General features: G+C 34.7%; 28 protein-coding genes, 1 tRNA gene and 1 pseudogene. 17 read left to right on the top strand and 13 right to left on the bottom strand.

All coding sequences use genetic code 11. The features are described from left to right. The 6 genes from N3D17_02645 to N3D17_02620 form a co-directional block, all read left to right on the top strand. Nucleotides 1-259: nitroreductase family protein (locus tag N3D17_02645; GenBank protein ID MCX8082284.1), on the top strand; the 259-nt coding region annotated here is incomplete at its 5' end. Further along, a complete protein-coding gene (locus tag N3D17_02640) occupies nucleotides 256-1,425 on the top strand; it encodes a helix-hairpin-helix domain-containing protein (GenBank protein ID MCX8082283.1) in 1,170 nt (389 codons plus the stop codon). The genes N3D17_02645 and N3D17_02640, both read left to right, overlap by 4 nt. A gap of 16 nt (nucleotides 1,426-1,441) precedes the next feature. After that, nucleotides 1,442-1,978, top strand: coding sequence for a flavin reductase family protein (locus N3D17_02635; protein MCX8082282.1), 537 nt, complete (start codon nucleotides 1,442-1,444; stop codon nucleotides 1,976-1,978). Nucleotides 1,979-2,028: 50 nt separating this feature from the next. After that, complete coding sequence (locus N3D17_02630) at nucleotides 2,029-2,616, top strand: hypothetical protein (GenBank protein ID MCX8082281.1); 588 nt, start codon at nucleotides 2,029-2,031, stop codon at nucleotides 2,614-2,616. Nucleotides 2,617-2,922: 306 nt separating this feature from the next. Further along, a tRNA-Leu gene (locus N3D17_02625) sits at nucleotides 2,923-3,005 on the top strand. Nucleotides 3,006-3,085: 80 nt separating this feature from the next. Then, complete coding sequence (locus tag N3D17_02620) at nucleotides 3,086-3,367, top strand: integration host factor subunit beta (GenBank protein ID MCX8082280.1); 282 nt, start codon at nucleotides 3,086-3,088, stop codon at nucleotides 3,365-3,367. Nucleotides 3,368-3,393: 26 nt separating this feature from the next. On the opposite strand, the gene N3D17_02615 is transcribed toward N3D17_02620, so the two are convergent. Genes N3D17_02615 through rpsB form a run of 3 tightly spaced genes read right to left on the bottom strand, consistent with a single transcriptional unit; the run spans nucleotide 3,394 to nucleotide 5,145 of the window. Further along, nucleotides 3,394-3,702: a hypothetical protein gene (locus tag N3D17_02615; protein MCX8082279.1), complete on the bottom strand. Its 309-nt coding sequence runs from the start codon at nucleotides 3,700-3,702 to the stop codon at nucleotides 3,394-3,396. A 35-nt stretch (nucleotides 3,703-3,737) separates the two neighbouring features. Then, nucleotides 3,738-4,325: an elongation factor Ts gene (locus tag N3D17_02610; protein MCX8082278.1), complete on the bottom strand. Its 588-nt coding sequence runs from the start codon at nucleotides 4,323-4,325 to the stop codon at nucleotides 3,738-3,740. After that, nucleotides 4,315-5,145, bottom strand: coding sequence for a 30S ribosomal protein S2 (rpsB, locus tag N3D17_02605; GenBank protein ID MCX8082277.1), 831 nt, complete (start codon nucleotides 5,143-5,145; stop codon nucleotides 4,315-4,317). Before rpsB ends, N3D17_02610 begins: the two co-directional genes overlap by 11 nt. Nucleotides 5,146-5,298: 153 nt before the next feature. On the opposite strand from rpsB, the gene N3D17_02600 reads away from it, so the two are divergent. Together N3D17_02600 and N3D17_02595 are read left to right on the top strand one after the other, a co-directional pair. Continuing rightward, complete coding sequence (locus N3D17_02600; GenBank protein ID MCX8082276.1) at nucleotides 5,299-5,754, top strand: CBS domain-containing protein; 456 nt, start codon at nucleotides 5,299-5,301, stop codon at nucleotides 5,752-5,754. Between the two features lie 65 nt (nucleotides 5,755-5,819). After that, nucleotides 5,820-7,124 carry an SLC13 family permease gene (locus tag N3D17_02595; protein ID MCX8082275.1) on the top strand — a complete coding sequence of 435 codons (1,305 nt, stop codon included), beginning with the start codon at nucleotides 5,820-5,822 and terminating at the stop codon, nucleotides 7,122-7,124. Here the strand turns inward: N3D17_02595 and N3D17_02590 are convergent. Continuing rightward, entirely contained in the window at nucleotides 7,098-7,652 is a 555-nt protein-coding gene (locus tag N3D17_02590; protein ID MCX8082274.1) for an isoprenylcysteine carboxylmethyltransferase family protein, read from the bottom strand. The two genes, N3D17_02595 and N3D17_02590, sit on opposite strands and share 27 nt — an antisense overlap. Continuing rightward, the gene (locus tag N3D17_02585) at nucleotides 7,619-8,356 is read right to left on the bottom strand and encodes a UPF0280 family protein (protein MCX8082273.1); all 738 of its coding nucleotides are present in this window, start codon (nucleotides 8,354-8,356) and stop codon (nucleotides 7,619-7,621) included. The genes N3D17_02590 and N3D17_02585 overlap by 34 nt, the downstream gene beginning before the upstream one ends. 129 nt (nucleotides 8,357-8,485) lie before the next feature. Here N3D17_02585 and argH point away from each other — a divergent pair, with 129 nt between their 5' ends. Together argH and lysA are read left to right on the top strand one after the other, a co-directional pair. After that, entirely contained in the window at nucleotides 8,486-9,856 is a 1,371-nt protein-coding gene (gene argH / locus N3D17_02580) for an argininosuccinate lyase (GenBank protein MCX8082272.1), read from the top strand. Continuing rightward, entirely contained in the window at nucleotides 9,835-11,106 is a 1,272-nt protein-coding gene (gene lysA, locus N3D17_02575) for a diaminopimelate decarboxylase (protein MCX8082271.1), read from the top strand. Before argH ends, lysA begins: the two co-directional genes overlap by 22 nt. Here the strand turns inward: lysA and N3D17_02570 are convergent. From N3D17_02570 to N3D17_02555, 4 genes are all read right to left on the bottom strand, one after another. Then, complete coding sequence (locus N3D17_02570) at nucleotides 11,086-12,039, bottom strand: FAD:protein FMN transferase (GenBank protein ID MCX8082270.1); 954 nt, start codon at nucleotides 12,037-12,039, stop codon at nucleotides 11,086-11,088. The two genes, lysA and N3D17_02570, sit on opposite strands and share 21 nt — an antisense overlap. Before the next feature lie 59 nt (nucleotides 12,040-12,098). After that, nucleotides 12,099-12,539, bottom strand: coding sequence for an Hsp20/alpha crystallin family protein (locus N3D17_02565; GenBank protein ID MCX8082269.1), 441 nt, complete (start codon nucleotides 12,537-12,539; stop codon nucleotides 12,099-12,101). A 79-nt stretch (nucleotides 12,540-12,618) separates the two neighbouring features. Next, nucleotides 12,619-12,993 carry a hypothetical protein gene (locus N3D17_02560; protein MCX8082268.1) on the bottom strand — a complete coding sequence of 125 codons (375 nt, stop codon included), beginning with the start codon at nucleotides 12,991-12,993 and terminating at the stop codon, nucleotides 12,619-12,621. Then, a complete protein-coding gene (locus tag N3D17_02555; protein ID MCX8082267.1) occupies nucleotides 12,990-13,757 on the bottom strand; it encodes an AAA family ATPase in 768 nt (255 codons plus the stop codon). Before N3D17_02555 ends, N3D17_02560 begins: the two co-directional genes overlap by 4 nt. Before the next feature lie 96 nt (nucleotides 13,758-13,853). Between N3D17_02555 and N3D17_02550 the strand changes: the two genes are divergently transcribed. Beyond that, nucleotides 13,854-14,705 (top strand): shikimate dehydrogenase, encoded by an 852-nt coding sequence (locus N3D17_02550; protein MCX8082266.1) that lies wholly within the window; start codon nucleotides 13,854-13,856, stop codon nucleotides 14,703-14,705. Nucleotides 14,706-14,760: 55 nt separating this feature from the next. Next, nucleotides 14,761-14,982, top strand: coding sequence for a hypothetical protein (locus N3D17_02545; GenBank protein ID MCX8082265.1), 222 nt, complete (start codon nucleotides 14,761-14,763; stop codon nucleotides 14,980-14,982). 46 nt (nucleotides 14,983-15,028) lie between these two features. Here N3D17_02545 and leuS read toward each other — a convergent pair whose 3' ends face one another. Beyond that, on the bottom strand, nucleotides 15,029-17,476 hold the full coding sequence (gene leuS / locus N3D17_02540; protein MCX8082264.1) for a leucine--tRNA ligase: 2,448 nt from the start codon (nucleotides 17,474-17,476) through the stop codon (nucleotides 15,029-15,031). Between the two features lie 151 nt (nucleotides 17,477-17,627). Between leuS and N3D17_02535 the strand changes: the two genes are divergently transcribed. Genes N3D17_02535 through N3D17_02515 form a run of 5 tightly spaced genes read left to right on the top strand, consistent with a single transcriptional unit; the run spans nucleotide 17,628 to nucleotide 22,069 of the window. Further along, nucleotides 17,628-18,275: a DUF47 family protein gene (locus tag N3D17_02535; GenBank protein MCX8082263.1), complete on the top strand. Its 648-nt coding sequence runs from the start codon at nucleotides 17,628-17,630 to the stop codon at nucleotides 18,273-18,275. Between the two features lie 3 nt (nucleotides 18,276-18,278). Then, nucleotides 18,279-19,205, top strand: a complete 927-nt coding sequence (locus N3D17_02530) for an anion permease (protein ID MCX8082262.1) — start codon at nucleotides 18,279-18,281, stop codon at nucleotides 19,203-19,205. A 47-nt stretch (nucleotides 19,206-19,252) separates the two neighbouring features. After that, on the top strand, nucleotides 19,253-20,365 hold the full coding sequence (locus N3D17_02525; protein MCX8082261.1) for an iron-containing alcohol dehydrogenase: 1,113 nt from the start codon (nucleotides 19,253-19,255) through the stop codon (nucleotides 20,363-20,365). A gap of 14 nt (nucleotides 20,366-20,379) precedes the next feature. Continuing rightward, on the top strand, nucleotides 20,380-21,147 hold the full coding sequence (locus N3D17_02520; protein MCX8082260.1) for a creatininase family protein: 768 nt from the start codon (nucleotides 20,380-20,382) through the stop codon (nucleotides 21,145-21,147). A gap of 1 nt (nucleotide 21,148) precedes the next feature. Beyond that, the gene (locus N3D17_02515; GenBank protein MCX8082259.1) at nucleotides 21,149-22,069 is read left to right on the top strand and encodes a bifunctional riboflavin kinase/FAD synthetase; all 921 of its coding nucleotides are present in this window, start codon (nucleotides 21,149-21,151) and stop codon (nucleotides 22,067-22,069) included. A gap of 2 nt (nucleotides 22,070-22,071) precedes the next feature. Here N3D17_02515 and N3D17_02510 read toward each other — a convergent pair whose 3' ends face one another. From N3D17_02510 to N3D17_02500, 3 genes and pseudogenes are all read right to left on the bottom strand, one after another. Then, nucleotides 22,072-23,841: a VWA domain-containing protein gene (locus tag N3D17_02510; protein ID MCX8082258.1), complete on the bottom strand. Its 1,770-nt coding sequence runs from the start codon at nucleotides 23,839-23,841 to the stop codon at nucleotides 22,072-22,074. After that, nucleotides 23,842-24,267 (bottom strand): annotated as a pseudogene (locus N3D17_02505) (VIT domain-containing protein). A gap of 49 nt (nucleotides 24,268-24,316) precedes the next feature. Next, nucleotides 24,317-25,438 (bottom strand): VWA domain-containing protein, encoded by a 1,122-nt coding sequence (locus N3D17_02500; protein MCX8082257.1) that lies wholly within the window; start codon nucleotides 25,436-25,438, stop codon nucleotides 24,317-24,319. Between the last annotated feature and the right edge of the window lie 148 nt (nucleotides 25,439-25,586).

Here is a 25,586-nt window from a genome sequence, read left to right as displayed (position 1 = left end):
TGGTATTCCTGCTGACTCTGTGGATGTTGCCATCGCACTTGATCATATCACACTTGCAGCGGTTGAGGAGGGGCTGGGGACCTGCTGGATAGGTGCATTCCATCAGGATGAGGTCTGCAGAATCCTTAAAATCCCCCCACAGTATAAGGTGGTTGAACTGCTCACCCTCGGCTATCCTGCTGAAAGTTATAGCATCAGGACAAAATACAGGAAACCATTACAGGAACTTGTATGTTATGAGCAGTTCTCTGAAAGATGATAGACAAGAAACTGAAGATTCTGGGAGAGACAGCAAGGTTTGATGTATGCGGGTATACAGGAATTATCACAGAGGCACATCATCTGAATTCATTTATATACCCTGCGGTTGGAGGAGGAAAGACATACCGGCTTTTTAAGGTTTTACTTTCTAATTATTGTACGGCCAACTGTCTTTACTGCGTCAACAGAAAAGACAGGGACTGTCAGAGATACAGGTTTGAGACAGGAGAACTTGCAGATATTTTTTATTCCCTCTGGAAGAAAAAATATGTGGATGGACTTTTTCTTTCTTCAGGTATAGATAGAAGTCCTGATGAGACGCAGGAAAGGATGAACAGGGTAGCTGAACTTTTAAGGGAAAAGTACGGATACTATGGCTATATCCATCTTAAAGTCCTTCCTGGTGTGGATGAGATACTTATAAAAAAGGCATCTGGTTTTGCTTCACGGCTTTCACTAAATATGGAAGCACCAGGAACAAAATTTCTTAAAGAACTTTCTCCTGATAAGAATTTTTCCAGATTACTCCTTAAAAACCTGAAGAAGATTTGTCTATTAAACAAAGAATATCCTTTACCTGCAGGTATTACATCTCAGATTATTGTAGGAGCAGGGGGTGAGACAGATAAGGATATTACTGGATTTATATTCCATCTTTACAGGAATTTCAATCTTAAAAGGGTATACTACAGCAGGTTTGAACCAGTAGAAAACACTCCTTTAGAGAATAAAAAGCCGTGCAGCCCCGTAAGAGAACTCCGTTTATATCAGGCAGATATTCTGGTCCGTAAATATGGGTTTTCTCCTTCTGAAATTGTATTTGACAGAACGGGCAATCTAATAACGGACAAAGACCCGAAACTTGTATGGGCAGAAAACCATCCAGAATTTTTCCCAGTTGAGATTAATACTGCTTCATTTGAAGAACTTATCCGAGTGCCCGGTATAGGGATTACAGGTGCACAGAAGATTATATTAAGAAGGAGGGAAAGAAAGATAGGTTCCCCAGATGACATTAAAGGAATAAGGATAAATAAAAAACTTGCTTCAAACTTTCTTACATTCAATGGGAGGTGTTCCAAAAGTAAACTATCCGGAGCAAATAATAACACAAGAGAAATAATTGAAGAGGAATATGAACCACTGCAGGTTTTATGGAAATAGTCAGGGGAGGTGGCTTATGCAAAAAGCAGATGTTCAAACATTCAAAGGTCTATGTGGAAGGCCAGAAAGGATTGTGTGGGCTGTGGCTGAATATGAGGGAAGAAGGAGTATCTGTCCACTCGGCTGGAAGATGAATACCTCTTTTTCACCTCCGATGATGGCTATAAGTGTCGCACATACAAGATTTACCCATCAACTTATTGTTAAGTCAGGTGAATTTGTCCTTGCCTGGCCTGGTGAGGACCTTGCAGAAGCAACACTTTTTTGTGGGACTACAAGCGGAAGGAATATAGATAAGTTTAAAGAAACAGGACTGACACCGCTTAAAGGAGATTATGTAAAAGCACCTTTAATTAAAGAATGCATAGCAAATCTTGAGTGTAAAGTGAGAGGGCGACTGGAGACAGGAGACCATACCATATTTGCAGGAGAAATTGTTGCTGTCTGGGTAAATGAAAACCCTGAGCGACAACTCTGTTCTATTGATACATCCAGTGGTTATGAGTTAATTCTTGAAGGAAAGGGCTATCGCTTTGGTGTTGTGAAGAAGTAAGGATTTTTGACATTTTTATATACTTTTGATAATATCACATCTTGTATAATATGAATTATACAGGACAGGTTTCATTAGAACTGGAAAATAAAGTCAGAAAAGAATTATCTCCAGACGAGCGTATACTGTGGATGGAACAACCCATCCCGAAATTCTTCACGGGGTCATCAATTTTTACATTTCTCTTTGGCATTCCCTGGACTGCCTTTATTATATTCTGGATATTTGCTGCTTACAGGGGAATAGGTTTTAAAAAACCTGATTTGAGTAGAGGCATTTTGCCAAACTTTTTTCCACTATTTGGATTACCATTTCTTGTGGTTGGGATTGGGATATTAACATCTCCTCTATGGACATACAGAAAAGCATTAAAAACTCTATATGTCATTACTAATAAAAGAGCCATTGTTTTCATTGACGGACGGACTACAGTAATCAACAGTTATTTCTCCGGGCAATTACAAAACATCCAACGGGTTGAAAGGAAAGATGGGACTGGAGATATTATATTCGGTCAGGATTTAGTAAAAAGTAAAAATGTAGATATGGATGGTTTTTTGAATATACGTCAACCCAGAATAGCGGAAGAGATATTGAAAAAGATTTTAGAACCGAAGTCAGATGAATATCATCTCTAAAACGATAAATCTATAGCAAAGGTCAGGTCTTTTATCTGTATTTTACTTCCATTTGAAATTCTTCAAAAAGGTTATTTTTAGGAGTGTATAGATACAGAATTTGAAACAAATATAGGTAATACATCCATTGTGGAGAATATAGAGTTTCCTCCCCGTATGAGCAGGAGGATTTCTTTTTTTCCTCGCCCTTTAGGGGAGAGGAGGACGATTCAAAGTGTTATCTATATACCACTATCCGTACGATAGATTGACAGAGAAGGGGATGCAGGTTATAATCCATTGGTAGATAAGGGTTTAAGTGTTATAGCCGGAGTGGTGGAATGGCAGACGCGCCGGACTCAAAATCCGGTGAGGGCAACCTCGTGAGGGTTCAACTCCCTCCTCCGGCATTGATAAGATTATTTATCCCTCTTTTCAGGGGGATGAGAAAATAGAAGTAATAAGAAAGAGAAAAGAAGGTGAAAGAAAAATGATTAAAAAAGATATAGTAGAAGAGGTAGCACATAAAACAGGACTTAATAAGTCAATTGTTAGAGAAATAACTGATAAATTTTTGATGGTGCTTTATAACGCACTGGAGGAAGGTAAAAGAGTAGAGTTAAGAGGTTTTGGAGTATTTGAAGTAAAGAAGGTTAAAGGAAGAAAAGGAAGGAATCCAAAAACAGGGGAGACAGTTGTTATTCCTGATAGAAATAAAGTTGTATTTAAGATATCAAAATTATATAAAAAGAAGAAGGAAAGCCTTTTCTGAACTTCCCTTCTTTTAATATTTCTTGATTATTCTGTTTCTTCAAATGGTGGTAAATTGTTAGATGGTGGAGTAATTGTAGAAGAAGGTATATTGTTTGGCCTATAGAGATACAGATACTCATTCAGTTTATTATAACTGGGTCCTCCCTCTGCTTTTTGCCACTGCCCAACAACATAGTATGAATATACACCGAAAGCAAATAGAATTAAAGACATTATAAAAAATACAATACCTTTCTTTTTATTAATCTCTGAAATCATCATACTCAAGAAGAAACCGAGAAAACTAATTCCTATTATTACAAGTGCTGTCATATAGCCCATTTCAAATTCCATTTTTCCTCCTTCTGTCAAAAAGTTTCATATTTATTTTACTCCCCGAGTTCATATTTTACAAATCTTCTTATACGGATATTTTCTCCCAGTTTCGCTATCTTGGAATTTACATAGTCCTTAACTGTAATATCTTCATCTTTAATAAACTGCTGGTCTAGGAGAACATTTGCTTTATAAAAATCCTCCATCTTTCCCTCAACTATCTTTTCTATAACCGCTGGGGGTTTATCTTTGAACTGTTCTCTATATATCTGTTTTTCTTTTTCAAGAACATCCAGAGGTATTGATTCTCTATCAATCCATTTTGGGTCTGACGCGGCTATTTGAAGTGTTAGGTTTTTTACAAGTTCTTTAAATTCATCATTTCTGGCTACGAAATCACTTTCAGTATTGACCTCTATAAGAACACCTACTTTCCCATTTGTATGTATATAGGCACCGATAAGCCCTTCTTTTGTTTCTCTGTGTGCCTTTTTCTGTGATATAAGAAGCCCTTGCTTTTTAAGAATTTCAATTGCCTTTTCGGGATCTCCTCCTGCTTCTTCCAGTGCCTTTTTACACTCAATAACACTGGCAGATGTTTTTTCTCTTATCTGTTTTACAAGTTCTACATCAACTTTCATTCTCTTTCTCCTCTTTTTTCTTTACTGATTTTTTTTGCTTTTTACTTTTAACTTCACCTTCTGCAGTATCCTCTTTTGTTTCTATCTCTTCAACTTCTCCTCCCTCTTCCTTTTGCTGTATTGTTAAATCTGGATAAGGTATGGATTTCTTCCCTTCCAGTATGCATTCAGCAAGTTTTAATAGTATTAACCTGATAGATTTAAGCCCATCGTCATTCGCAGGGATGGGATAATCTACAAGGTCTGGATTACTGTTTGTATCCACTATTCCTACAATTTTAACACCTTCCTTATGCGCCTCTCTTATAGCATTTATCTCTTTTTTTACATCAACTACTATAATAATATCTGGATGGCTTGTGAGTGTTCTCATCCCTTCAAATCTTTTTAACAGTTTCTCTTTTTCTTTTATCAGAAGGGCTACTTCTTTTTTAGTGTAGGCAGAGAGTTTTCCTGTTTTTTCCATTTCTTCTATTTCTTCCAGACGGATAATCCTCTTCCTTATCTCATTAAAATTGGTAAGAGTTCCACCTACCCATTTATAGTTTACATATGGCATACCACACTTTTCTGCCGCTTCTTTTACTGGCTCTTCTGCCTGTTTTTTAGTCCCCACAAAAAGTATTACCTTATTGTTTTCTGCTGCTTTTTTTAAAAATTCACCGGCTTCTTTTATCTTTTCTGCACTTTTTTCAATATCTATGATATATATTCCCTGCCTCTTGCCATACAGAAATGGCTTCATACGAGGGTCAAACTGTCTTGTGGGATGTCCAAAGTATATACCGTTTTCTAAAAGTTCCTTTACATTAATTTCCATCTTTTTCCTTTCTGTAGATTAAAAAAAATTAAATTACAGGTTTATAAAAACATTTATATTTTACATCCTGAAAAAATAAAGTCAACTTCTTTTAAAAATTCATATTGTTGTATTTTAAACTAAAAAGTTGTAAAATGCAAAAAAGGAAAATTTATGAAAAAGGTGAAGGATTTTATAAGAAGAGATTTACCTGTGATAAAAGAACAGTCATCAATAAAAGAAATTATAGATATATTTGCTGGTTCACATCATAATATCCTGCCTGTAGTAGATAGTGCAGGAAAGATTATAGGACTGGTCAGTTTAGAAGAACTTTTAAATGAACTTCTTTTTTCAAGGGAGGATGTATCTGTTATTGAAAAGGTCTCATTTCTTGCTGATTTCCTTACAGATGTTGTTGAAAAGGTTGAATATATATCACCGCTTGTGCTTGCTAAGGATATTATGCTGACAGGTGTTATAACTGTTAAAGAAGAAGATTCAATGCTTAAGGCAGCAATTCTTATGAAAAGGAAGAATGTGCATCGTCTTATAGTAGTTAATAATGAAAATATACCGTTGGGCTATATTTCAAGGAATGAGGTTTGCAGCGCATTCCTGAAAGATTAGTATATAGAAAATAGTTGCAGATTTAAAGATTATAATCTTCAAATCTGTATATAATCTTAAGTACAATGGATACTAAGGCGATTATAAGTATAGCGGTTTTTATAATATGTTATTTTTTAATAGCGGTGGAACATTCACCGAGGGTATATATTGCCCTTGCGGGGTCATTCCTACTTGTGTTTTTGAAAATATATACCCCAAAAGAGGTTGCCCTGTATGTGGACTGGGAGACCATCGGATTTCTCTTTGGAATTTTTGTGACTGTAAAAATTATTGAAAAGTCCGGCTTTTTTAACTATTTTTCACTACTTCTTGCCAGAAAACTTAGTTTCAATCCTGTGAAGGTCTTTATCTTCTTTCCATTTTTAAGCTGTTTGCTTTCAAGTGTTATGGGTTCTATCACAGTCATTTCATTTCTTGCCCCACTTACTTATGCTTTAAGTAAAATTCTATATTTTGACCCTGTGGTTTTCATTATAGCAGAAGTTTGTTTAGCCAATATAGGAGGTGCTGGAACAGTTATGGGAGACCCTCCTAATGTAGTGCTTGCCTCTATGTTTAATCTGGGATTTACTGACTTTTTAAAGCATAACTGGATTTTAAGTATTATATCTGCATGGGCTACCATAGGTGTTTTTTATCTATTCTATAGAAAGATACTCTTAAAACTTAATGACAGGATAAAAAAAGAAGAACTCAAAAGGATTGTTCCTGAGGAAGCAATAGAGGATAGATTTTTAATGAAGGCAGGATTAATTTCTCTATTTGCAACCGTTATTCTTCTCATCGGAAGAGATTTTCTGAAAAAATTGCTTCCTGTTAATATAGCACTTGCAAGTTTAATACCTCCCTTCACTCTTCTTGCTATAAAAGGACAGTATGAAAAACTGAAAGGAGTTATCAAAGAGATAGATATAGAAACATTGCTTTTTCTAACAGGGCTGTTTGTTATAGTAGGAGCACTTGAAAAGACAGGTGTTATGCGTACACTTGCACTTTCAATAAAGGGATTTGCTAACCATCCACTGGGAATGGCAGGGATTATATTCTGGGGCGGGGCGTTTACAAGTGGAGTTATAGATAATGTGCCTGAAGCCATAAGTTTGGGATATCTGATAAAAAATCTTGCACCTGTACTTACCTATTCTTTCACACTTCTTATATGGTCTGCAAGTTTAGGACTTGATATAGGTGGTAATTTTACACCAGTGGGTGCAAGTGCTAATGTTGTTGGTTATACATTTATGGAGAATCATCATGGGAAGATAGGGTGGGGTAGATGGATTAAACTTACTATTTTACCAAATTTTACCGCTCTTTCGGTATGTATATTAGGACTGATACTAAAATATATAATAGGATTTTATTAAAAGGACCACTATTAATAATGATATTATTATCCAGTTGATATATTCCCTGTTGTCTTTAAGATTTTTCCATGAAAAATCCCATCTATCTATTTTTTTAAAAAACGGTATGAAACAGGGAGTATTTTTCTTATAGATTATATACTCATCTCCAAATTTTTCAGTAAGAAAATTTTCTTCTTTCAGAATTGCAGGTATATAGGTGAGTGGAAAGAAAATAAGAAAAAATAAAAAAATAAAAAGGTTCTGAGAGATGATGGATAGTCCTGATGATATTAAGAAACTTCCGAAGTAGAGAGGGTTTCTGCATATATGGTACGGTCCGGTAGTAGTAAGATAAAAATTTTTTTTAATAGTTCCGGCAGCAAGTATCCTTATCAATATACCTGTAAGAACAAGAGGAAGTCCAATAAGTAATGATAAAAAAGACATCTTACCTAACATTACCACAGCAATGAAAAAAATCATATTAAATGTTGTTCTTCTGTCTGCCAGTTTTAAGAAAGTGTTTTTAATTCTATCTGTCCCCATATAAATATCTCTTTACCTTTTATTATAAGTAGTCCTTCAATAAATGGGAATTTTTTAAGTTCGGATTCTATCTTGTATTTTTCAATGGTGTCTTCTGTAATAAGGTTTCCAAAATATGTGGCAGCACCGTCAGAAAATGCTGCAGAACCAGAGACCACAGTAACAGCATCTGCCTTGCCGTAACTGAAAGAATGTCCTACTGTTCCACTTGAAGTTGCAATACCGAGAGGTCTGGAATTCCCAGGAAATACAAGACCAATTTTAAAGGATAAAGGAGAATTTCCTGCATAAATTCCTACAGTAAATTCTCTATCCATCTTTACAAATATATCACCTCCGTTTTCAATAAAGAGCCGGCTACTGAATTGAAGCATTTTTGTTCCGACGATTTCTGCTATTGCTCCTGCAACAGAAGCCATAGGTCCTGTTGCCGTCATAATTGAAGATTCACACATCAGTTTTATAATAGTTTCTTCGCTTTCAGATGGAAGAGGAGAAAAAGAGGTATAAAAATCAGGGTGATACTTTATATAGTTTTTTATAATCTCCCGTTGTCTTATAACTTCTGTTTCAATCTCTTTTTTGAGATTTTTTTCTGCCAGAACAAGGAGGTCTGTTTCTTCCACCCGTACCTGAAATTTTTTAAGTCCTGTGCTATTTGAAAATTCTCTGTAGAATCTTTCTCTCTCTATATTCCCTACCATACTTAATTATAACATATCATATCTGTTAATTATGTTGCATATACTTGTTTAATGCTGTAAACTATAAAAGAGCAAGAGATTAACAGATTAAAAACTTTAAAATCTGTTAACAATATAGGAGAAAAAACAATGAAATATATGTGGGAAGGAAGGTTTAAAGAAAAAACAGAAGAGGATGTAATAAACTTTACTTCTTCACTTTTAATAGATAAAAAACTTGCACTTTATGATATTAAAGGAAGTATGGGGCATACACAGATGCTTGTGAAATGTAAAATTATAAAAAGTGAGGAAGGAGATAAGATTCTCTCTGGACTAAAAAAGATAAAAACAGAGATAGAAGAAGGGAAGTTTAGATTTAAGTCATCTGACGAAGATATACATACAGCGATAGAAAGGCGACTGACAGAACTAACAGGAAAGACAGGAGAGAAACTTCATACTGCTCGGTCAAGAAATGACCAGATAGTTCTTGATGAGATGCTTTATCTAAAAGATTTACTTAAAAGTTTATTATCCTCTACTATGGCTCTTCAAAAAGAACTGGTAAAAAAAGCAGAGCAGAATTTTCATACCATAATGCCTGCTTATACACATCTCCAGCAGAGTCAACCAGTTCTTCTCCCTCATTACCTCCTTTCCTATGTGGAAATGTTTGAAAGAGATAAACTACGGATGAAAGACGTATACAGAAGGGTGGATATACTGCCTGCCGGGGTATGTGCTTGCTGTGGGACATCTTTACCTGTGGACAGAAAATATCTTGCAGAAACCTTAGGATTTTCAGAGGTATCAAAGAATAGTTTAGATACAGTATCCAGCAGGGATTTTTTAATTGAAAGCGCATTTGTATGTGTGCTTCTTATGTTAAATATGTCTCGTTTTTCAGAAGACCTTATTTTATGGAGTACATATGAGTTTGGGTTTGTTGAATTACCTGAAAAATTTTGTACGGGCTCAAGTATAATGCCACAGAAAAAAAATCCGGATGTATTAGAACTTATCAGGGGAAAATCAGCAGCAGTAACAGGGATGCTTACAGGTCTTATGGCTCTGATGAAAGGATTACCACTTTCTTATAACAGAGATATGCAGGAGGATAAACGACTTGCATTCAGTATATTTGAAGATACTATTTCTTCTGTGGATATCCTTACAAAGTTTATTTCAGGTGTTATTTTTAATAAAGATGTAATGAGAGTCAAAATTTCTGAGTATACACTTGCAACCGATATTGCTGAATATCTTGTAAAGAAAGGTATTCCTTTCAGAGAGGCACATAAAATCTGTGGTGCTATTGTGCGGTACTGTCTTGAAGAAAATAAAAGTTTTTCAGACCTTACAATAAAGGAGTGGCAGAAGTTTTCCCAAAAGATATCAGGTGATATTCAAAATATATTGAGTTTTGAAAACTCTGTAAAAAGCAAGATATCATCTGGTGGGACTTCTCCTCAACTTGTTAGAAAGGAGTTGGATAGATGGAAGAAAATATTGATGTGATATTTAATGGATTTTTCGGATATAAGAATGATGGAAGGTTCTATGCAGAGGAAAAGGCAGTAATGGATATTGTAAAAAGATATGGAACGCCCTGCTATGTATACAGTTATAATTCACTTGTTTCAAGAATAGAAAAGTTCAAGGATGCATTCAGTGGTATAAATAACCTTATTTGTTATTCTGTTAAAGCAAATTCAAATCTTTCTATCCTGAAAATAATGAAAGAACAGGGACTGGGTGCAGATGTTGTATCAGGAGGAGAACTTCAAAGAGCCATAATTGCACATTTCCCACCGGGAAAAATTGTTTTTGCGGGTGTAGGAAAAAAAGAGGAGGAAATAGAACTGGGAATAAAGAAAAAAATTTTTTGTTTTAATGTGGAAAATGAAGAGGAGATAGAATATATAGAAAAATATGCAAAAAAATATAGAAAGAAAGTAATATGCAATTTACGGATTAATCTTGATATAGATGTTGATACACATCATTATATAAAAACATCAAAGAAAGAAACGAAGTTTGGCCTTGATATACAATCTGCCAGTAGAATTTTAAAGAAAAACAGAAATAATAGATATGTTGAAATAAAAGGATTCCATCTCCATCTCGGTTCTCAATTAAAGGATGTCCACCCTTATATTAAGGCACTTGAAGGTGTTAAGCATTTCTGTGAGGAAATTTCATTTAAACCAGAAATAATTGATTTAGGTGGTGGTTTTGGTGTTCCTTATTCTTCAAAAGATGTTGTAAGGGATATAAAAGATTTTGGAACAGCAATAAAAGAAAAGATAAAAGATACAGGTGTCAAACTACTAATTCTTGAACCCGGCAGATATATTGTTGCCAATACATCTGTCTTATTATGCAGTGTTCTATATGTAAAGAAAAGGCAGGATAAAAACTTCGTTATAACTGATGCAGGAATGAATGACCTTATAAGACCTGCTTTTTATGGTAGTTATCACAGCATACTTCCCTATAAGCGGGAGAAAAAAGAAAGATACATAAAGGCAGATGTTGTAGGACCTATATGTGAAACAGGGGATTATCTCGGAAAAGATGTGGATGTTCCGGCTGGAATAAAAAAGGGTGATATTCTTATAATAGGAAGTGCAGGAGCATACTGTTTTAGTATGTCATCAAACTACAACAGCAGACCAAGACCATGTGAGATAATGATAAAAGGGAATAAAGATTTTATTATAAGAGAAAGAGAGGACTACAAAGATTTATGGAAGGGTGAACTTTGAAAAATTTTTACTCTCATAATATCTGCCATTACCATCTATTATGAAGGTGTCCACCCCTTCAAGATTATTTGCTAATCTTATACTTTTTTCAACTCCTAAAACAAAAAATGCTGTAGCAAATCCATCTGCTGTGGTTGTATCTTTAGCAATAACGGTAACAGACACAGGAAAGTTCTGGACTGTTTTTCCTGTTAAAGGATTGATAATATGTCCGTACTTTTTCCCTTTTATGGAAAGGTATCTTTCATAATCACCTGATGTAGCAATTCCGCAATTGCTTAAGTATAGTATCTTTAAGGTCTTTTCTTTATTAAAGGGGTCTCTTATACCAATCTTCCATTTTTCTCCATCAGGATTTTTTCCAAAACAGTATATATCCCCTCCTGCATTGATAAGCCCGTTTTTAAGTCCCTGTTGTTTAAGGAACAGGGCTACCTTATCCACTATATATCCTTTTGCTATACCACCAGTATCTAACTCTGTACCTTCAGGGATGAGTATATATTTATCTTTAATTTTTATTTTTTTATACCCAATGTATTTTAATATATGCTTTATTTCCTCAGCAGAGGGTGGTATCCCTTTTTTCTCAGATTCTTTATAAAGTTTAATAAGAGGAAGTACAGTTATATCAAAAGCACCTCCAGTTATTCTACTTATTTCTATACTTTTTTTAATTACATAGATAAGGTCTTCAGATGCATCTATCTTCTTGTTTCTATTCAATCGGCTGATTTCACTATCAGAGATAAATCTACTGAATTTTTTTTCAATATCTTTTATAAGAGAAAAGGCGTTATCAAGTATTATTTCACAGTTCGGAGTTTTTTCTGTTGTAATGGAGATAAATGTCCCCAGTGCGGGTTCTTCTCTTGAGATATAGGGAACAGATATACTTTTATGGTTGATACATCCAAATAAAAAAATAAACAAAATAAGTAGATATTTTTTCATAAAATAAAGGGAGAGGGGTATTTCCCCCTCCCATTTTTTTACTTAATGTCCACCTTGATAGTTTTTCTCTTAACTTCAGGTGTTTTGGGAAGGACAATCTCCAGAATACCATCCTTGTAGGTTGCGGATACCTTCTCCTTATCCACAGGATAAGGTATCTCAATACTTCTGGAGAAAGCACCCTCCCGAATCTCTTTTCTGTAATAGTTCTCTTTTTTCTCTTCCTTTGTTTGACTCTTCTTGCCTGACAGTACAAGCGTATCTCCCTCTATGGTAAGGGTTATATCTTCCTTTGTAAGTCCCGGCAGTTCTGCCTTTACAAATACATTGTCTTCATCTTCATATACATCCACTGCCGGAAATTTGTGATACCCTTCCCATAGATGGATGTCAGGTCTGAAGATATCAAACATTTTTTCAAACTCATCCCTTATATCTACCATCTCCCTCCAGGGATTCCATCTTGCTAATTTTGCCATAACTCATCACCTCCTTTTCTTTTTTTCTCGTCATTTTAGATGCAAAAGGAAGTGATGAGGTTTCATTTTATAGAAGGGATTATTTTATTCTTTCTTTTACTCTTTTAAGTAGTGTCTCTTCATCAGGGATATCTACCGTATTTATCTTTGTTTCCATAAAGGCGTCTATAAATACTCTCATCAGAGTGTTTTTTGTTATCCTTTCCTTTCTGAATTCAGGTTTTCTGTTTTTCTGTATTTCTCTCGTAAGTTTCTCAAGAAAGTCAAGCTGGTCTTCTCTTAAGAGAGAGGTGAGACGTACTTCAAATGTCTGAAATTTTGGAATAGATGTTTTCTGTCGCTCCTTCTTTTCATGGGAGATTTTGAGTTCAACTTCTTTCTCTATGGCTTTCTTTTCCGCTGTGGTAGGTTGTATCCATTTTAATGGGTCTCTACCAAGTCCTGTTTTTTTCATTTTTTCTTCTCCTGTTTTAATATCTCTTCCGAAAGTTTCCTGTAGTCCTCCCATCCATGACTGCCAGGGGCGAAGTCCTTTATACTTTTCCCAAAACCAGGCGCTTCTGCAAGCCGTACATTTTCTCTTATTTTTGTTCTGAATACCTTTCCTTTAAAGTGTTTGTGAACTTTATCTGCCACTTCTTTGCATATATTTTTTCTACTATCAAACATTGTAATTATTATTCCTGTTATTTCAATATTAGGGTTTAATCGGTCCTTTACTATATCTATTGTCTGTATTAACTTTGTAAGTCCTTCAAGAGCAAAAAATTCTGCCTGAATAGGAATAAAAATTTCATTAGCAGTAGTAAGTGCATTGACTGTTAGGAGACCAAGTGATGGTGGACAATCTATTAATATATAGTCAAAGCCGTTTTTATGCTTTTTAAGAGCATCTCTCAAAACAATTTCTCTGCCTATTTCATTAACAAGTTCTATCTCTGCACTTGCAAGTTCTATACTTGCAGGAATAAGAAAAAGATTTTTTTCATATGTCTCAACAATAGCATCTTTTATAGATATTTTTTTAATGAGAACATCATATACAGACCTCTGTATCTGCGGTGGTTCAAAACCCAGATGTATAGTTGTATGGGATTGAGGGTCAAGGTCTATTAATAAAACTTTTTTATTCTGTTTTGCAAGAAAAGCACCTGCATTGACTACAGTGGTTGTTTTACCTGAACCACCCTTTTGATTTATTACCGCTATCTTTCTCATTCTGCCTCCCTATTATATGAAGTTATGAACTTCATAATAATGTAAAACATTTTCCTTGGTTTGTCAATAATTTTTTAAAATGTTAATATCTCTCTTATGAAGATAACAGGTAAAACAAGAATTACTGGAGTATTTGGTTATCCTGTAAGACATTCCCTGTCTCCTGTATTTCAAAATGCTGCCTTTCAGTATCTGGAACTTGATTATGTTTATATCCCCGTAGAGATTGCACCTGAAAATCTTGGTAAAGCAATAGAAGGAATAAGGGTAATGAATTTTGCAGGTATTAATCTTACCATACCACATAAGAAAATTGTTATTCCTTATATTGATGAGATTGATGGAGAAGCAGAGATGATTGGAGCGGTTAATACAATTGTGAATAACAATGGTGTTTTGAGAGGATATAATACTGATGGTCAGGGTTTCATACTCTCCATAAAAGAAAGAAATATCTCTCTAACCGGAAAAAATATCTTCTTGCTTGGGGCAGGTGGTTCTACTTATGCGATAGCAGGTGCTCTGATAAAAGAGCAGATAGAAAGTATATATATATGCAACAGGACAGAAGAGAGGGCTGTTGTACTTAAAGAGCATCTTTCAGGAAAATTTAGTTTCAAAAATGTTTATATCGTTCCTTTTGAAAAGAGGAATGAAGAAAGATACTGGAAAGGGGTTGATATACTTATAAATACTACATCTGTAGGAATGAGAGAAACAGACCCTCTGATTATTGATGAAAGATTTATTAAATCGCTTCAACTTGTATATGACCTTATATATAACAGGAAGACAGAACTTATAAAGGCAGCAGAAGAAGCAGGTATTATTACTATTAATGGACTATCAATGCTTATATATCAGGGGGCTGTATCTTTTGAATTATGGACAGGAATTAAAGCGCCTGTGGATGTTATGAAAAAGTCAGTAGAGCAATATAATACTTGACAGTTAGATAGATACTATGTTATTGTAAAATCACTGGAAGAAACAAGGAGGGAAAATGGGAGCATTGATAGGAGGAATTATAGCGGTTGTTTTAGGGATATTAGGACTTGCTGCATGGTGGGGTTATTTTGTAAAGGCATTGATGGCATCAGTTCCATTTCTACTTCTTATAGGCGGTGTAATAGCAATTGCTGCAGGTATAAGTGATATAAAAGATAAAATAGAAGAGAAGAAAGAAAAGAAAGAAGAGAAGAAAGAGGAAAAAACAACACAGTAATAATATAAGTAGAAAGGGGAAGGTAAACAAATTACACTTCCCCTTTTTATTTTATTATAATATTGAGAATTTTATCCTTTATATAGATGTGTTTGATAATTGTTTTATTTTCCAGCCAACGAGATATATGTGGTTCTTTTAAGGCATACTTAATAACTTCTTCTTCAGAAGAACCTGTAGAGATGTTTATCCTTCCACGGAGTTTTCCGTTTACCTGAACTGCAATAGAGATAATTTCATCCATCAGATAATTTTTATCTATTTCAGGCCATCTTTCCATAAATACAGAGGTATTGTTTCCAATAAGTTTCCACATCTCTTCACAGATATGCGGGGTAAAAGGAGACATAATTTTTATAAATCGTTGCCATACACTTAAAAGTTTTTCTTTAGAGCACTCCTTTTTTTCTACAATTCTATAAAGGTCATTTATAAATTCCATCATTTTTGCTATTGCGGTATTAAAATGAAAGTCCTTTGTTATATCGTCAGTAATCGCCTTTATTGTTTTGTTTATAGCCCGCTCTGCAACAATATCTTCTGTATTTATTCCTTTGGCATCGTAGGAAAGTATATAATTATTTAAGTTCCAGACCCTGTTTATAAATCTCCATGCTCCTTCTATTCCTTTCTCTGACCATTCAAGGTCCAGTTCAGGAGGAGCAGCAAAAAGTATAAAAAGTCGTAAAGTATCTACTCCATATTTGTTTATCATATCTTCAGGGTCAACAACATTTCCCTTTGATTTTGACATCTTTGCACCATCTTTTATAACCATTCCCTGACAGAGAAGGTTTTCAAATGGTTCTTTAAAGTCAATATAACCGAGGTCATTAAGAACCTTTACAAAAAATCTGCTGTACAAAAGATGGAGTATGGCATGTTCTATTCCTCCGATATACTGGTCCACAGGCATCCAGTAGTTAACCTCTTTTTTATCAAATGGTTTATCTTTTATATCTTCTGAAGCATATCTTAAAAAATACCATGAGGAGTCCATAAAGGTATCCATTGTATCTGTCTCTCTTTCAGCAGCACTTCCACAGAGAGGACATATACAATTGAAAAATTCAGGAACATATTTAAGAGGGGACTCTCCCTGACCTGTAATATTAACATTATAGGGAAGAGTTACAGGCAGATTCTCTTCTGGAACTGGAACAGTTCCACATTTCTTGCAGTATATAATAGGTATAGGTGTTCCCCAGTATCTCTGTCTTGATATACACCAGTCCCTTAAACTATAACAGACCGCTTTTCTCCCTTTTCCTTCTTTCGCAAGGGATTCTGTTATTATATCCATAAACTCTTTATTTGAAAGTCCATTAAACTGTCCTGAATTTACCATTGTTCCTTCTCCTTCATATGCAGATTCAATTGTCTCAGGAACTTCAGTCCATTCAGGATTTTTTATAACAATTTTTATAGGCAGTTTATACTTCTGTGCAAATTCAAAGTCCCTCTGGTCATGTGCAGGAACTGACATAATAGCACCTGTACCATATTCCATAAGAACGTAGTTGCCTATCCATACAGGTATCTTTTCACCATTTACAGGATTTATTGCATCAATCCCTGTATAAACACCTTCCTTTTCTGTTTTAACGGTTGATTCTACAGTGAGTCCCTGACTTTTAACCTTTGACAGAAATTTTTCTATTTCATTCTTCAAAGAACTTTTTTTAAGTATATTCTGAATCAGAGGATGTCGTGGTGATAAAACCACGTATGTTGCACCAAAAAGTGTATCGGGTCTGGTAGTAAAAACAACAAGTTCTTTATTCAAGTCAGGAATGACAAAATGTACTTCTGCACCATAACTTTTACCTATCCAGTTTTTCTGCATTGTTATGACACGTTCAGGCCAGTTTTTAACTCCTGAAAAATCAAGTAGTTTATCTGCATATTCAGTAATTTTTACAAACCACTGAGAGAGTTCTTTCTGTTCAACTGCTGAACCACACCTCCAGCATTCACCATTTATTACCTGTTCATTTGCAAGTACTGTACTGCAGGAAGGACACCAGTTTGCAGGTGAAAGTTTTTTATAGACGAGCCCTTTCTTATAAAACTGAAGGAAAAAATACTGGTTCCATCTGTAATAATCAGGGTCACAGGTTATAACTTCTCTTTCCCAGCAGTAAGATATCCCTAATTTTTTCAACTGTCTTCTGATGGTTTCTATATTTTTGTATGTCCAGTCCTTTGGATGAATTTTTTGTTTTATTGCAGCATTTTCAGCAGGCATACCAAAGGCGTCATACCCAATAGGATGGAGGATATTAAATCCGTTCATTATAAGAAAGCGGGCAATAACATCTCCAATAGTATAGTTCCTTACATGTCCCATATGTATCTGAGCAGATGTGTAAGGAAACATTTCAAGCACATAAAACTTTTTATTATCAGGCACAAACTTTGCCCTGTATATTCCTTCCTTTTCCCACTTTTCCTGCCACTTTTTTTCTATCTCGTTAAAGTTATATTTTTCCATTTTTTAGAATTCTGTTTTATTAATTTAATGACTTATTCTATTATAAATTTCTCTTTTTTTCAATTTTATTCCAATTGTTGTAAAATGTAGCAAGTTGAATGGTGAAAGTGAAAAAAAATAGGAATGAGATATGGTAGACAGGGAGGTATAAATGGAATTTTTTTTCAGTAGGAAAAATAGAATATATGAAATGGTAGAAAAATATCTCAATAAGATGCTTGAAACCGCAGAACTTTTTAAAAAGGCAATAGAAAAGTATTTTGAAACAGGATTATCCTGTGAGTTTAAAGAGATGATAGAGACAACCCATCTTTCTGAATCAATGGCTGATGACATAAGACGGGAGATAGAGGTAGAGATGTATGAAAAGTCACTTATTCCAGAATCCAGAGGAGATATATTAGGACTTCTTGAAGCAACTGATGAGGTTATGAATAAGGCACAGTCGGTATTGTATCAGATTGAAACAGAAAACCTTAAGATACCTAAAGAACTGCAGGAGGACTTTTTGAAATTAATCCATAATAATATATCTGCATTTGAGATGGCAATAGATGGTTTTAGAATACTCTTTCATAATCTTAAAGATGTAAGAGAGAGAGTTCAGGAAGTGGATAAAAGAGAAAGTTCATCTGACAGGATGGAGCGGGACCTTATAAGGAAGATATTTTCTGGTATTTATGATACAGGGGAAAAGATACTTCTTAAGGACCTTGTGATTGAAATAGGGCATATCTCAGATATGTCAGAAGAGGTAACAGACCGGTTAAATATAGTGGTGGCTAAAAGGATGGTATAAAAAATGGATTTCAGGTTGATTGGACCTTTATATATGGGATGGTCACTCGGAGCAAATGATACTGCCAATATCTTTGGGACAGCGGTTTCTTCATATATGGTGAGATATAAGACGGCTGTTTTTCTTACCGCTATATTTGTTCTCCTCGGAGCTTTATTTAGCGGTAGTAAAGGTATGGAGACCCTTTCAAATCTTACATGTCAGACATATGAGACAGCGCTGATTATCTCTTTTGCTGCTGCAATAACTGTAACACTTATGACTCTATTGAGTTTACCTGTCTCTACATCACAGGCAGTTGTTGGTGCTATAATGGGTATAGGTATTATAAATAAACATATAGAGACAGAATCACTGATTAAAATAGTTATATGCTGGATTACCACTCCATTAGGAGCATCTTTAATATCAGTTATTCTTTATGTTATCTGTTCCAGAATTATTAGTAGAAAATCATTACATTTCTTAACATATGATAGATTGATGAGAAATCTTTTAATATTGAGTGGTATTTATGGTGCTTATTCCCTCGGTGCTAATAATGTAGCAAATGTCACAGGAGTGTTTTATAAAACAGGAACATTTAGCTTAAATCAGTCATTATTGATAGGAGGATTAAGCATCGGACTTGGTGCTATTACTTATAGCAGAGGGGTTATGTGGACAGTGGGTAAGAGGATTATTACTGTTGATGCTTTCTCTGCTTTTATTGCGGTTTTAGCACATTCTATAACACTTCATATATATGCCCACATAGGTGTTCCTGTTTCTTCTTCTCAGGCAATTGTAGGAGCGGTATTCGGTATAGGGATTATTAAGGGGATGCGGACCGTAAATAAAAAAAATCTCCTGAAGGTAATCTCTGGCTGGTTCTTCACTCCAGTTGCAGGTATGTTTTTCTGTCTCGCCCTTATTTTTCTGATACATTGAGGTTTTTAAAGTAGGGTGTTATAATACTTTTTATACGGAGATATTATATGGAGAATATCTACTTTTATATGGGAGCAAAGGTTTATTTTGAAAAGGGAGGTATAGAAAAACACCTCCAGCAGGTAAAAAAATATGGCAGGAAGGTTTTTATAGTAAGTGGGAAAAGTTTTATATTCAGGTCAGGACTTTTTGAAAATATTACAGCAATTCTTTCAAAAGAGGGAATAGGTTTCGTCTCCTATGCAGGAGCAAATCCAGAACCAGATACAGATGATGTTGATAATGGTGCGGCGTTATGTATAAAAGAAGGTTGTGATTGTATATTAGCAGTTGGTGGTGGAAGTGCTATGGATGTAGGGAAAGCCATAGCAGTTGTTGCTACCAATGGTGGTTCTGTAAGAGATTACTTCGGGGAGATGGAATATAAGAATGAACCACTTCCTGTTATTGCCATACCTACAACCTGTGGAACAGGAAGTGAGGTTACAAGATTTGCAGTTATAGTTGACAGGAGCCATAATACAAAAAAGACAGTGAGTAGTGAAAAAATTATACCTAAATTATCAATTCTGGATGCGGATGTATTAAAAACATTGTCTCAACATCTCGTAGTTGCCACAGGAATGGATGCTTTCTCTCATGCCGCTGAAAGTTATCTTTCAAATAAGGCGGATTGTTTATCAAAGATGTTTGCAAAGGAAAGTTTGGAAATACTTATGGAATATCTCCCGAGAGTAAAGAATATCTCTATGGAAGCGAGAGAAAAACTTTTTCTGGCTTCTCTTATTGCAGGATTTGGTTTAAACAAAACAGGAACTATTATTGTGCACGGTATGGGCTATACTCTCACTATAACACATAACACTCACCATGGAACTGCTAATGCAATTCTTCTACCCTATGTATTTGAATATCTGAAGTATAATGGATATGAAAAAGAGATAGAAGAACTTGAAGGTATATGGGGAAAAACAGAACAACTGAAGAATTTTGTGAGAGATATTGGACTTCCATGGCGTTTGAGAGATATAGGAATAAAAAAAGAGGAGATAGGAAAACTTGCAGACCTTGCTGTTTTAGGGACACAGAGGTCTATGAAGAATATGAAAATGGTTATAGGTAAAGATGAGTTTAAAAAGATATTTGAAATTGCATGGTAAAGGAGGGATGAAAAATGAAAGTTAAACTGTTTGAGATGACATTGAAGGAGATAAAAGAGATGCAGCCTTTTGAGGTAGTTGTATTACCCTGGGGTTCTTGTGAGCCACATAATCTACATCTTCCATATGGGTGTGACACAATTTCAGTAGAGAAAATCGGGCTTATAGGCGCAGAGAAGGCAAGAAAAAAAGGAGCAAAAGTGGTTGTTTTGCCTGCCATTCCTATCGGTGTTAACACCAGCGGTATGGAATTCCCGCTTGTATTAAATTTCAATCCTACCACTCAATTGACTATGTTGAAGGATATCATAGACTGTCTTGAAAAACATAATATCTATAAACTTATCATTATGAATGGCCATGGGGGTAATGATTTTAAATGGATGGCGAGGGAATTATATGGAAAGACAAGGGTTGTTATATTTGTACTGAATTGGTGGGAACTAACACAGGATATTGTAGAAAAGGTCTGTGATGATAAGTCAGGAGAACATGGGAATGAATCAGAAACATCGTGGTTTATGTATCTCTGTCCAGAGTTGGTACATCTTGAATGGGCAGATGAAGGAAAGGTAAAAGAACCCGTACTTAATTCATTAAAAAATCAGGAGGTATGGATGCCGAGGCCGTGGCATCTACTTACTGTTAATTCAGGTTATGGAAATCCCAAAAAGGCAACACCGGAAAAAGGAAAAGTAATATTTGATGAGACAACTGACAGAATTGCTGAAATAATAAAAGAGATATCTGATGCTAAAATAACCGAAACATTTCCATACTGATATGATGCAACAACTTATTCACTTCTCAAAAATAACCGAAATAAATAAAGAGATTGTTTTAGGGATAGGGAAGTTTGATGGTGTTCACCTTGGACACCAGAAGCTTTTATCTATGATAGTAAAAGAGGCAAAAAAAGAGGGAAGGGTACCCGCAGTTATTACTTTTAAAAATTTTCCAGTAGAATTTCTTCTATGTAGTTGGGAGGAAAAACTCGCTTTACTAAGATACTGGGGGATAAAGGTATGTATCTGGTGTAATTTTGATGAGATATCTCATCTCTCGCCTGAAAATTTTCTGGATATATTACTTGAAGCAGGAGTTAAAACGATAGTTATCGGTTATAACTTTCGGTTTGGTAAAGAGAGAAGAGGAGATGTAAAGTTTTTAATGAAGAAGTCAAAAGAAAAAGATTTTTCTCTTATAGTAGTACCTTCTTTTAAGAAAGATGGTGAGATAGTAAGCGCTTCAAAGATAAGAGAGATGATAAAAGATGGTAGAATTGAAAAGGCAAATAAACTTTTAGGAAGATATTTTTCTATTTCAGGTAAAGTTATTAAAGGAAAAGGTATTGGAAGAAAACTGGGTTTCCCTACAGCAAATCTCTTTCTTCAGAATAGTGTTTGTATTGCTAATGGTGTATATGCTGGCTGGACGTTATATAACAGGAAAATTTATAAATCTGCAATAGTAACAGGTATTTCTCCTACTTTTAATGATAATACAGAGAAGTTTGAAGTGTTTCTTATAGATTTTCCTTTCACCAAGAAGATATACAATCAAAAATTACGTGTGTTTTTATATAAAAAACTAAGGGCACAAAGAAAATTTGAAGATGAATTACAACTTCAGAGACAGATAAGGAAAGATATTGAAAAGATAAATAATCTTTTAGAAAAAGTCATACCTCCGGATTTTAAATAAAACTATTCATATATATCATAGATTGTATCATTTATTACAAACTGAACATTTTTCCCCAGAGCAAGAAATTGAGTAGATGCTGGTTTATTTTTTACCAGTTCAAAATAATCCTTGCTTCCAAATTGTATCCTTACTTTCTTGAAGTTTTTCATACTATAAACTGCAGAGTCAGTCCATCTATTACCATCCTGATAGACAGCCCTTCCCTGTATATTTTTCACCTGCCCGGTAAGGTTCTGTACCTTCCCTGAACTGTCTTTATACTCCATACGTTCTCTTCCCTGATAGACCTGTTGATAATTCTGTGCATTTCTCAAAGCATAAAGTTCTTTACTGGCAACTACACTTTTTTTACCGGATTTATCCTGCATACCCTTAATCTCTGCTTTCATTTTAGCTTCCATTACAGGAGTGGTTAACACCTCTCTCAAAGAAGGAGAAATCGAGATATTATTTTTTCCTGTAGATTGACGATGTTGTTCTTCCTCTATAATTAAATAACTCGTATAAGGAGTAATAATTCCATACTTATTGGCAACAGCAATTATTTCATCTTTCAGTTCCTCGTTCTCTCCTTTCAGCCGTATCTCATCTAATAGATAACCTATGTGTTGTGCAGCCCATATCTGGGGTATAAAACCATCTGTAGTTGAAGCAACATCAGAAGGAGAATGGAGTGGGAAGTTCAATACATACTCAAATCTTTTTTTCTTTCCTTCTATGTATCCCTCAAGATTGACTTTTAATCTGCCACTTTTTTTATATCTACCGGTTATGGTTATCTGAGACCCTTTAAACAAATCAGGAACTTTTTTGGGATAGATGTTATATGCACTCAATCCCTTAAAATCAATGTGAATATCTGAAAGTACAGGATACTTTATCTTTTCATAAAAAGAGGTTATTTTTAGCTCTATATCTTCTTCAGGTGTGACATAGTCCCTGTATCCATAAGAAACTTCTGCTACACGGTCAAGAAGATGAGTATTTAATTCGTAATCAATACCAAAAACAAATATCCTTATATTATTTTTATTTCTCTTTTCAATCGTTCTTATCAGTTCATTTTCATCTGTTATTCCAATAGTTGGTTTACCGTCTGTTATGAATATGATACTGCCATACTTTTGTTCCTTCCTATCAAAAACAGAAAAAGCAAGAGAAAGTGCTTCTTCTATATTAGTATCACCTGCAGGTTGTATTCTTGCTACAAATCTTCTTGCCGATTCTATATTGTTCTTATAAGCCGTTTTTAATTCTTTGAAAAGTGATTCTGCCTCTGTTGAGAACCGTATAACTTCAAATCTGTCTTGTTTATTTAAGTTAGTAATACAAAAATCCAGTGCTCTTTTTGCCTGTTCTATCTTCTTGCCCGCCATACTGCCGGATGTATCTATAACAAACACAATATCTTTCTTTTGTATCTCTTCCTCTTTCAAACTGAAAGAAGGGGTTATATTCAGTATAAAAAATCCATCTTCTCCTGCTTCTCTATACGTGAGAACACTCGCATCTATCTCTTCTTTATTGGTTGAATAATAGACAACAAAGTCAATATCAGGAATTACATCCTTGTCCTCAAATCGCACTACTGCCTTTGTATCACTCTTCCTTTTTATTTCAACATTATGTGTAGAACAGAATAACATCTTTATTGGTTCCTCTGTTTCTATATTAACCTCTATACTTACATCCTTTATGGGCTTTGATGAAAATTTTTCTGTATTTAGTGGATATATATACCTTAAAACATTGGCATCTGCTTTTAACATCTATCCATACTGTATTTTTATTCTCTTGGTAGAATAAGGTTCTATAGGAAATATCCTTACCTTAAAAGCATCTCTGTTAACATATTCAAGAAGTGCAGGGTCTTTCATCTTTCTGACAATATCTTCATAAATTCCTCTCGCTTTTTCAGCAGGTAGAAGTTCGGCAGGGACTTACTGTCCATTAATATCCATTGAAAAACCACTGATTATTGCACCTTCTGGAACAGGAAATATATATGTGCCTTCCAGCCGAGACCCCGTAGGATTATAAAATTCCTGGTCAATACTTGTTTTTGCAATGTTATTTTTTATATCCACAATTACCCTATGGTATCTTACTTCAAGAGGGTAGGGGGTCTGCTTTTCATTAGGATGAGGAACAACTATAAATCCATCTGCTTTTAATATCCCTGTAAGTAACAGCATCACAAACACATATATTTTACTTTTCATCTTGTTGTCCTCCTCTCTTATTTTAGTTAAACGTGAAATGTTTTTTCTCTGCCTGTGTCTTTATTGTTTTTATAAGCACTTTATCAAATGTATCAGTATCTCCAGATATCCTTGCCATTTCCTCTGCGATGTATTTCTCCCTTTGTATACCCATCTCATTTATTTTCTTTTTGATTTCTTCTCTTTGTTTGCTTATAGATTCTATATATGTTCTCTGTTCTTTAATACTCATATTTCTCATTTCTACAGGCAGTTCTTCCTTATTTAGTTTTTCAATCTCCACATTATGCTGATTGTATGCATCTACAAGGTCCCAATCGGTATTATTGTAATGTACTGATGTTTTGGCAACCTGCCTTGATAAAAAACCTTCCTTGGAATTTTTCTCTGCTATTATTTCAAGTTTTTCCTGCCTTTTCTTTCCTGAACTTCCCTGTTTTCCATAAGCGATATATGTACTATTCAATTCCTGTCCGAATTTTGCTATCCTTTCATCATAAGGTGTTTTAATAGAAACAATAGATTTATTCTGGTCTATACAGGAATATACACCATCTGCAATATCTGCACCATCTTTCCAACCAGAGGTAACACCTGTATGATAATCATCACAGTAAATGGTATTTACTATAATTCCTTTCTTTATAGCATTCTTACAGGACTCTTTGTAGTCAATATATCCCTGAGTAAATGGTTCATTTCCCGCTATAAATATAACTTTGTAATCATCATTTGTTTTGTTCCACTGCAGTTTTTCTACTGCTTCTTTTATTACATATCCACAACATTCAGTTCCCCCATTGGTTGTTAATGCAAATAGTTCTTCTGCAATTCTATCAATGTCTGTAGTAAATGGGACAATAAGTCGTACCCATCCCTCTTCTGCAGATAGATTGTTATTACCATATTCAAAAAGAGCCACCTGCAGTTCTGGCGTTTCTCCATTCTTTGATGCCTTAGCAAATTCATTAACCATTTTCCAGATATATGCCCTTGCCTGATTAATGAGTCCTTCCATACTACTACTTGTATCAAGTAAAATTGCAACCTGTATAACTGGTTTACTCTCTGCGCTGTAGCACACAACCATAAAGAAAATAACCATTCCTGTTACTACCTTTAAAAGATTTTTTCTTATATCCATTCTCCTCCTTTGTTGTTATTTAGACACAGAGATAATTAAAAAGTTCCACTTTCTAAAAACAAAGAGGGACATTTGAAACACTTGACAGATGTAAAAATAGCCATATAATATATTAAGAATATAAGAATATATGAAAGGAGGTGAAAGA

It is taken from the genome of bacterium (assembly GCA_026414725.1).
Lineage (GTDB): Bacteria > Ratteibacteria > UBA8468 > B48-G9 > JAFGKM01 > JAAYXZ01.
Note: the sequence above shows the minus strand (reverse complement) of the source record. Positions and strands in the feature narration are given on the sequence as shown.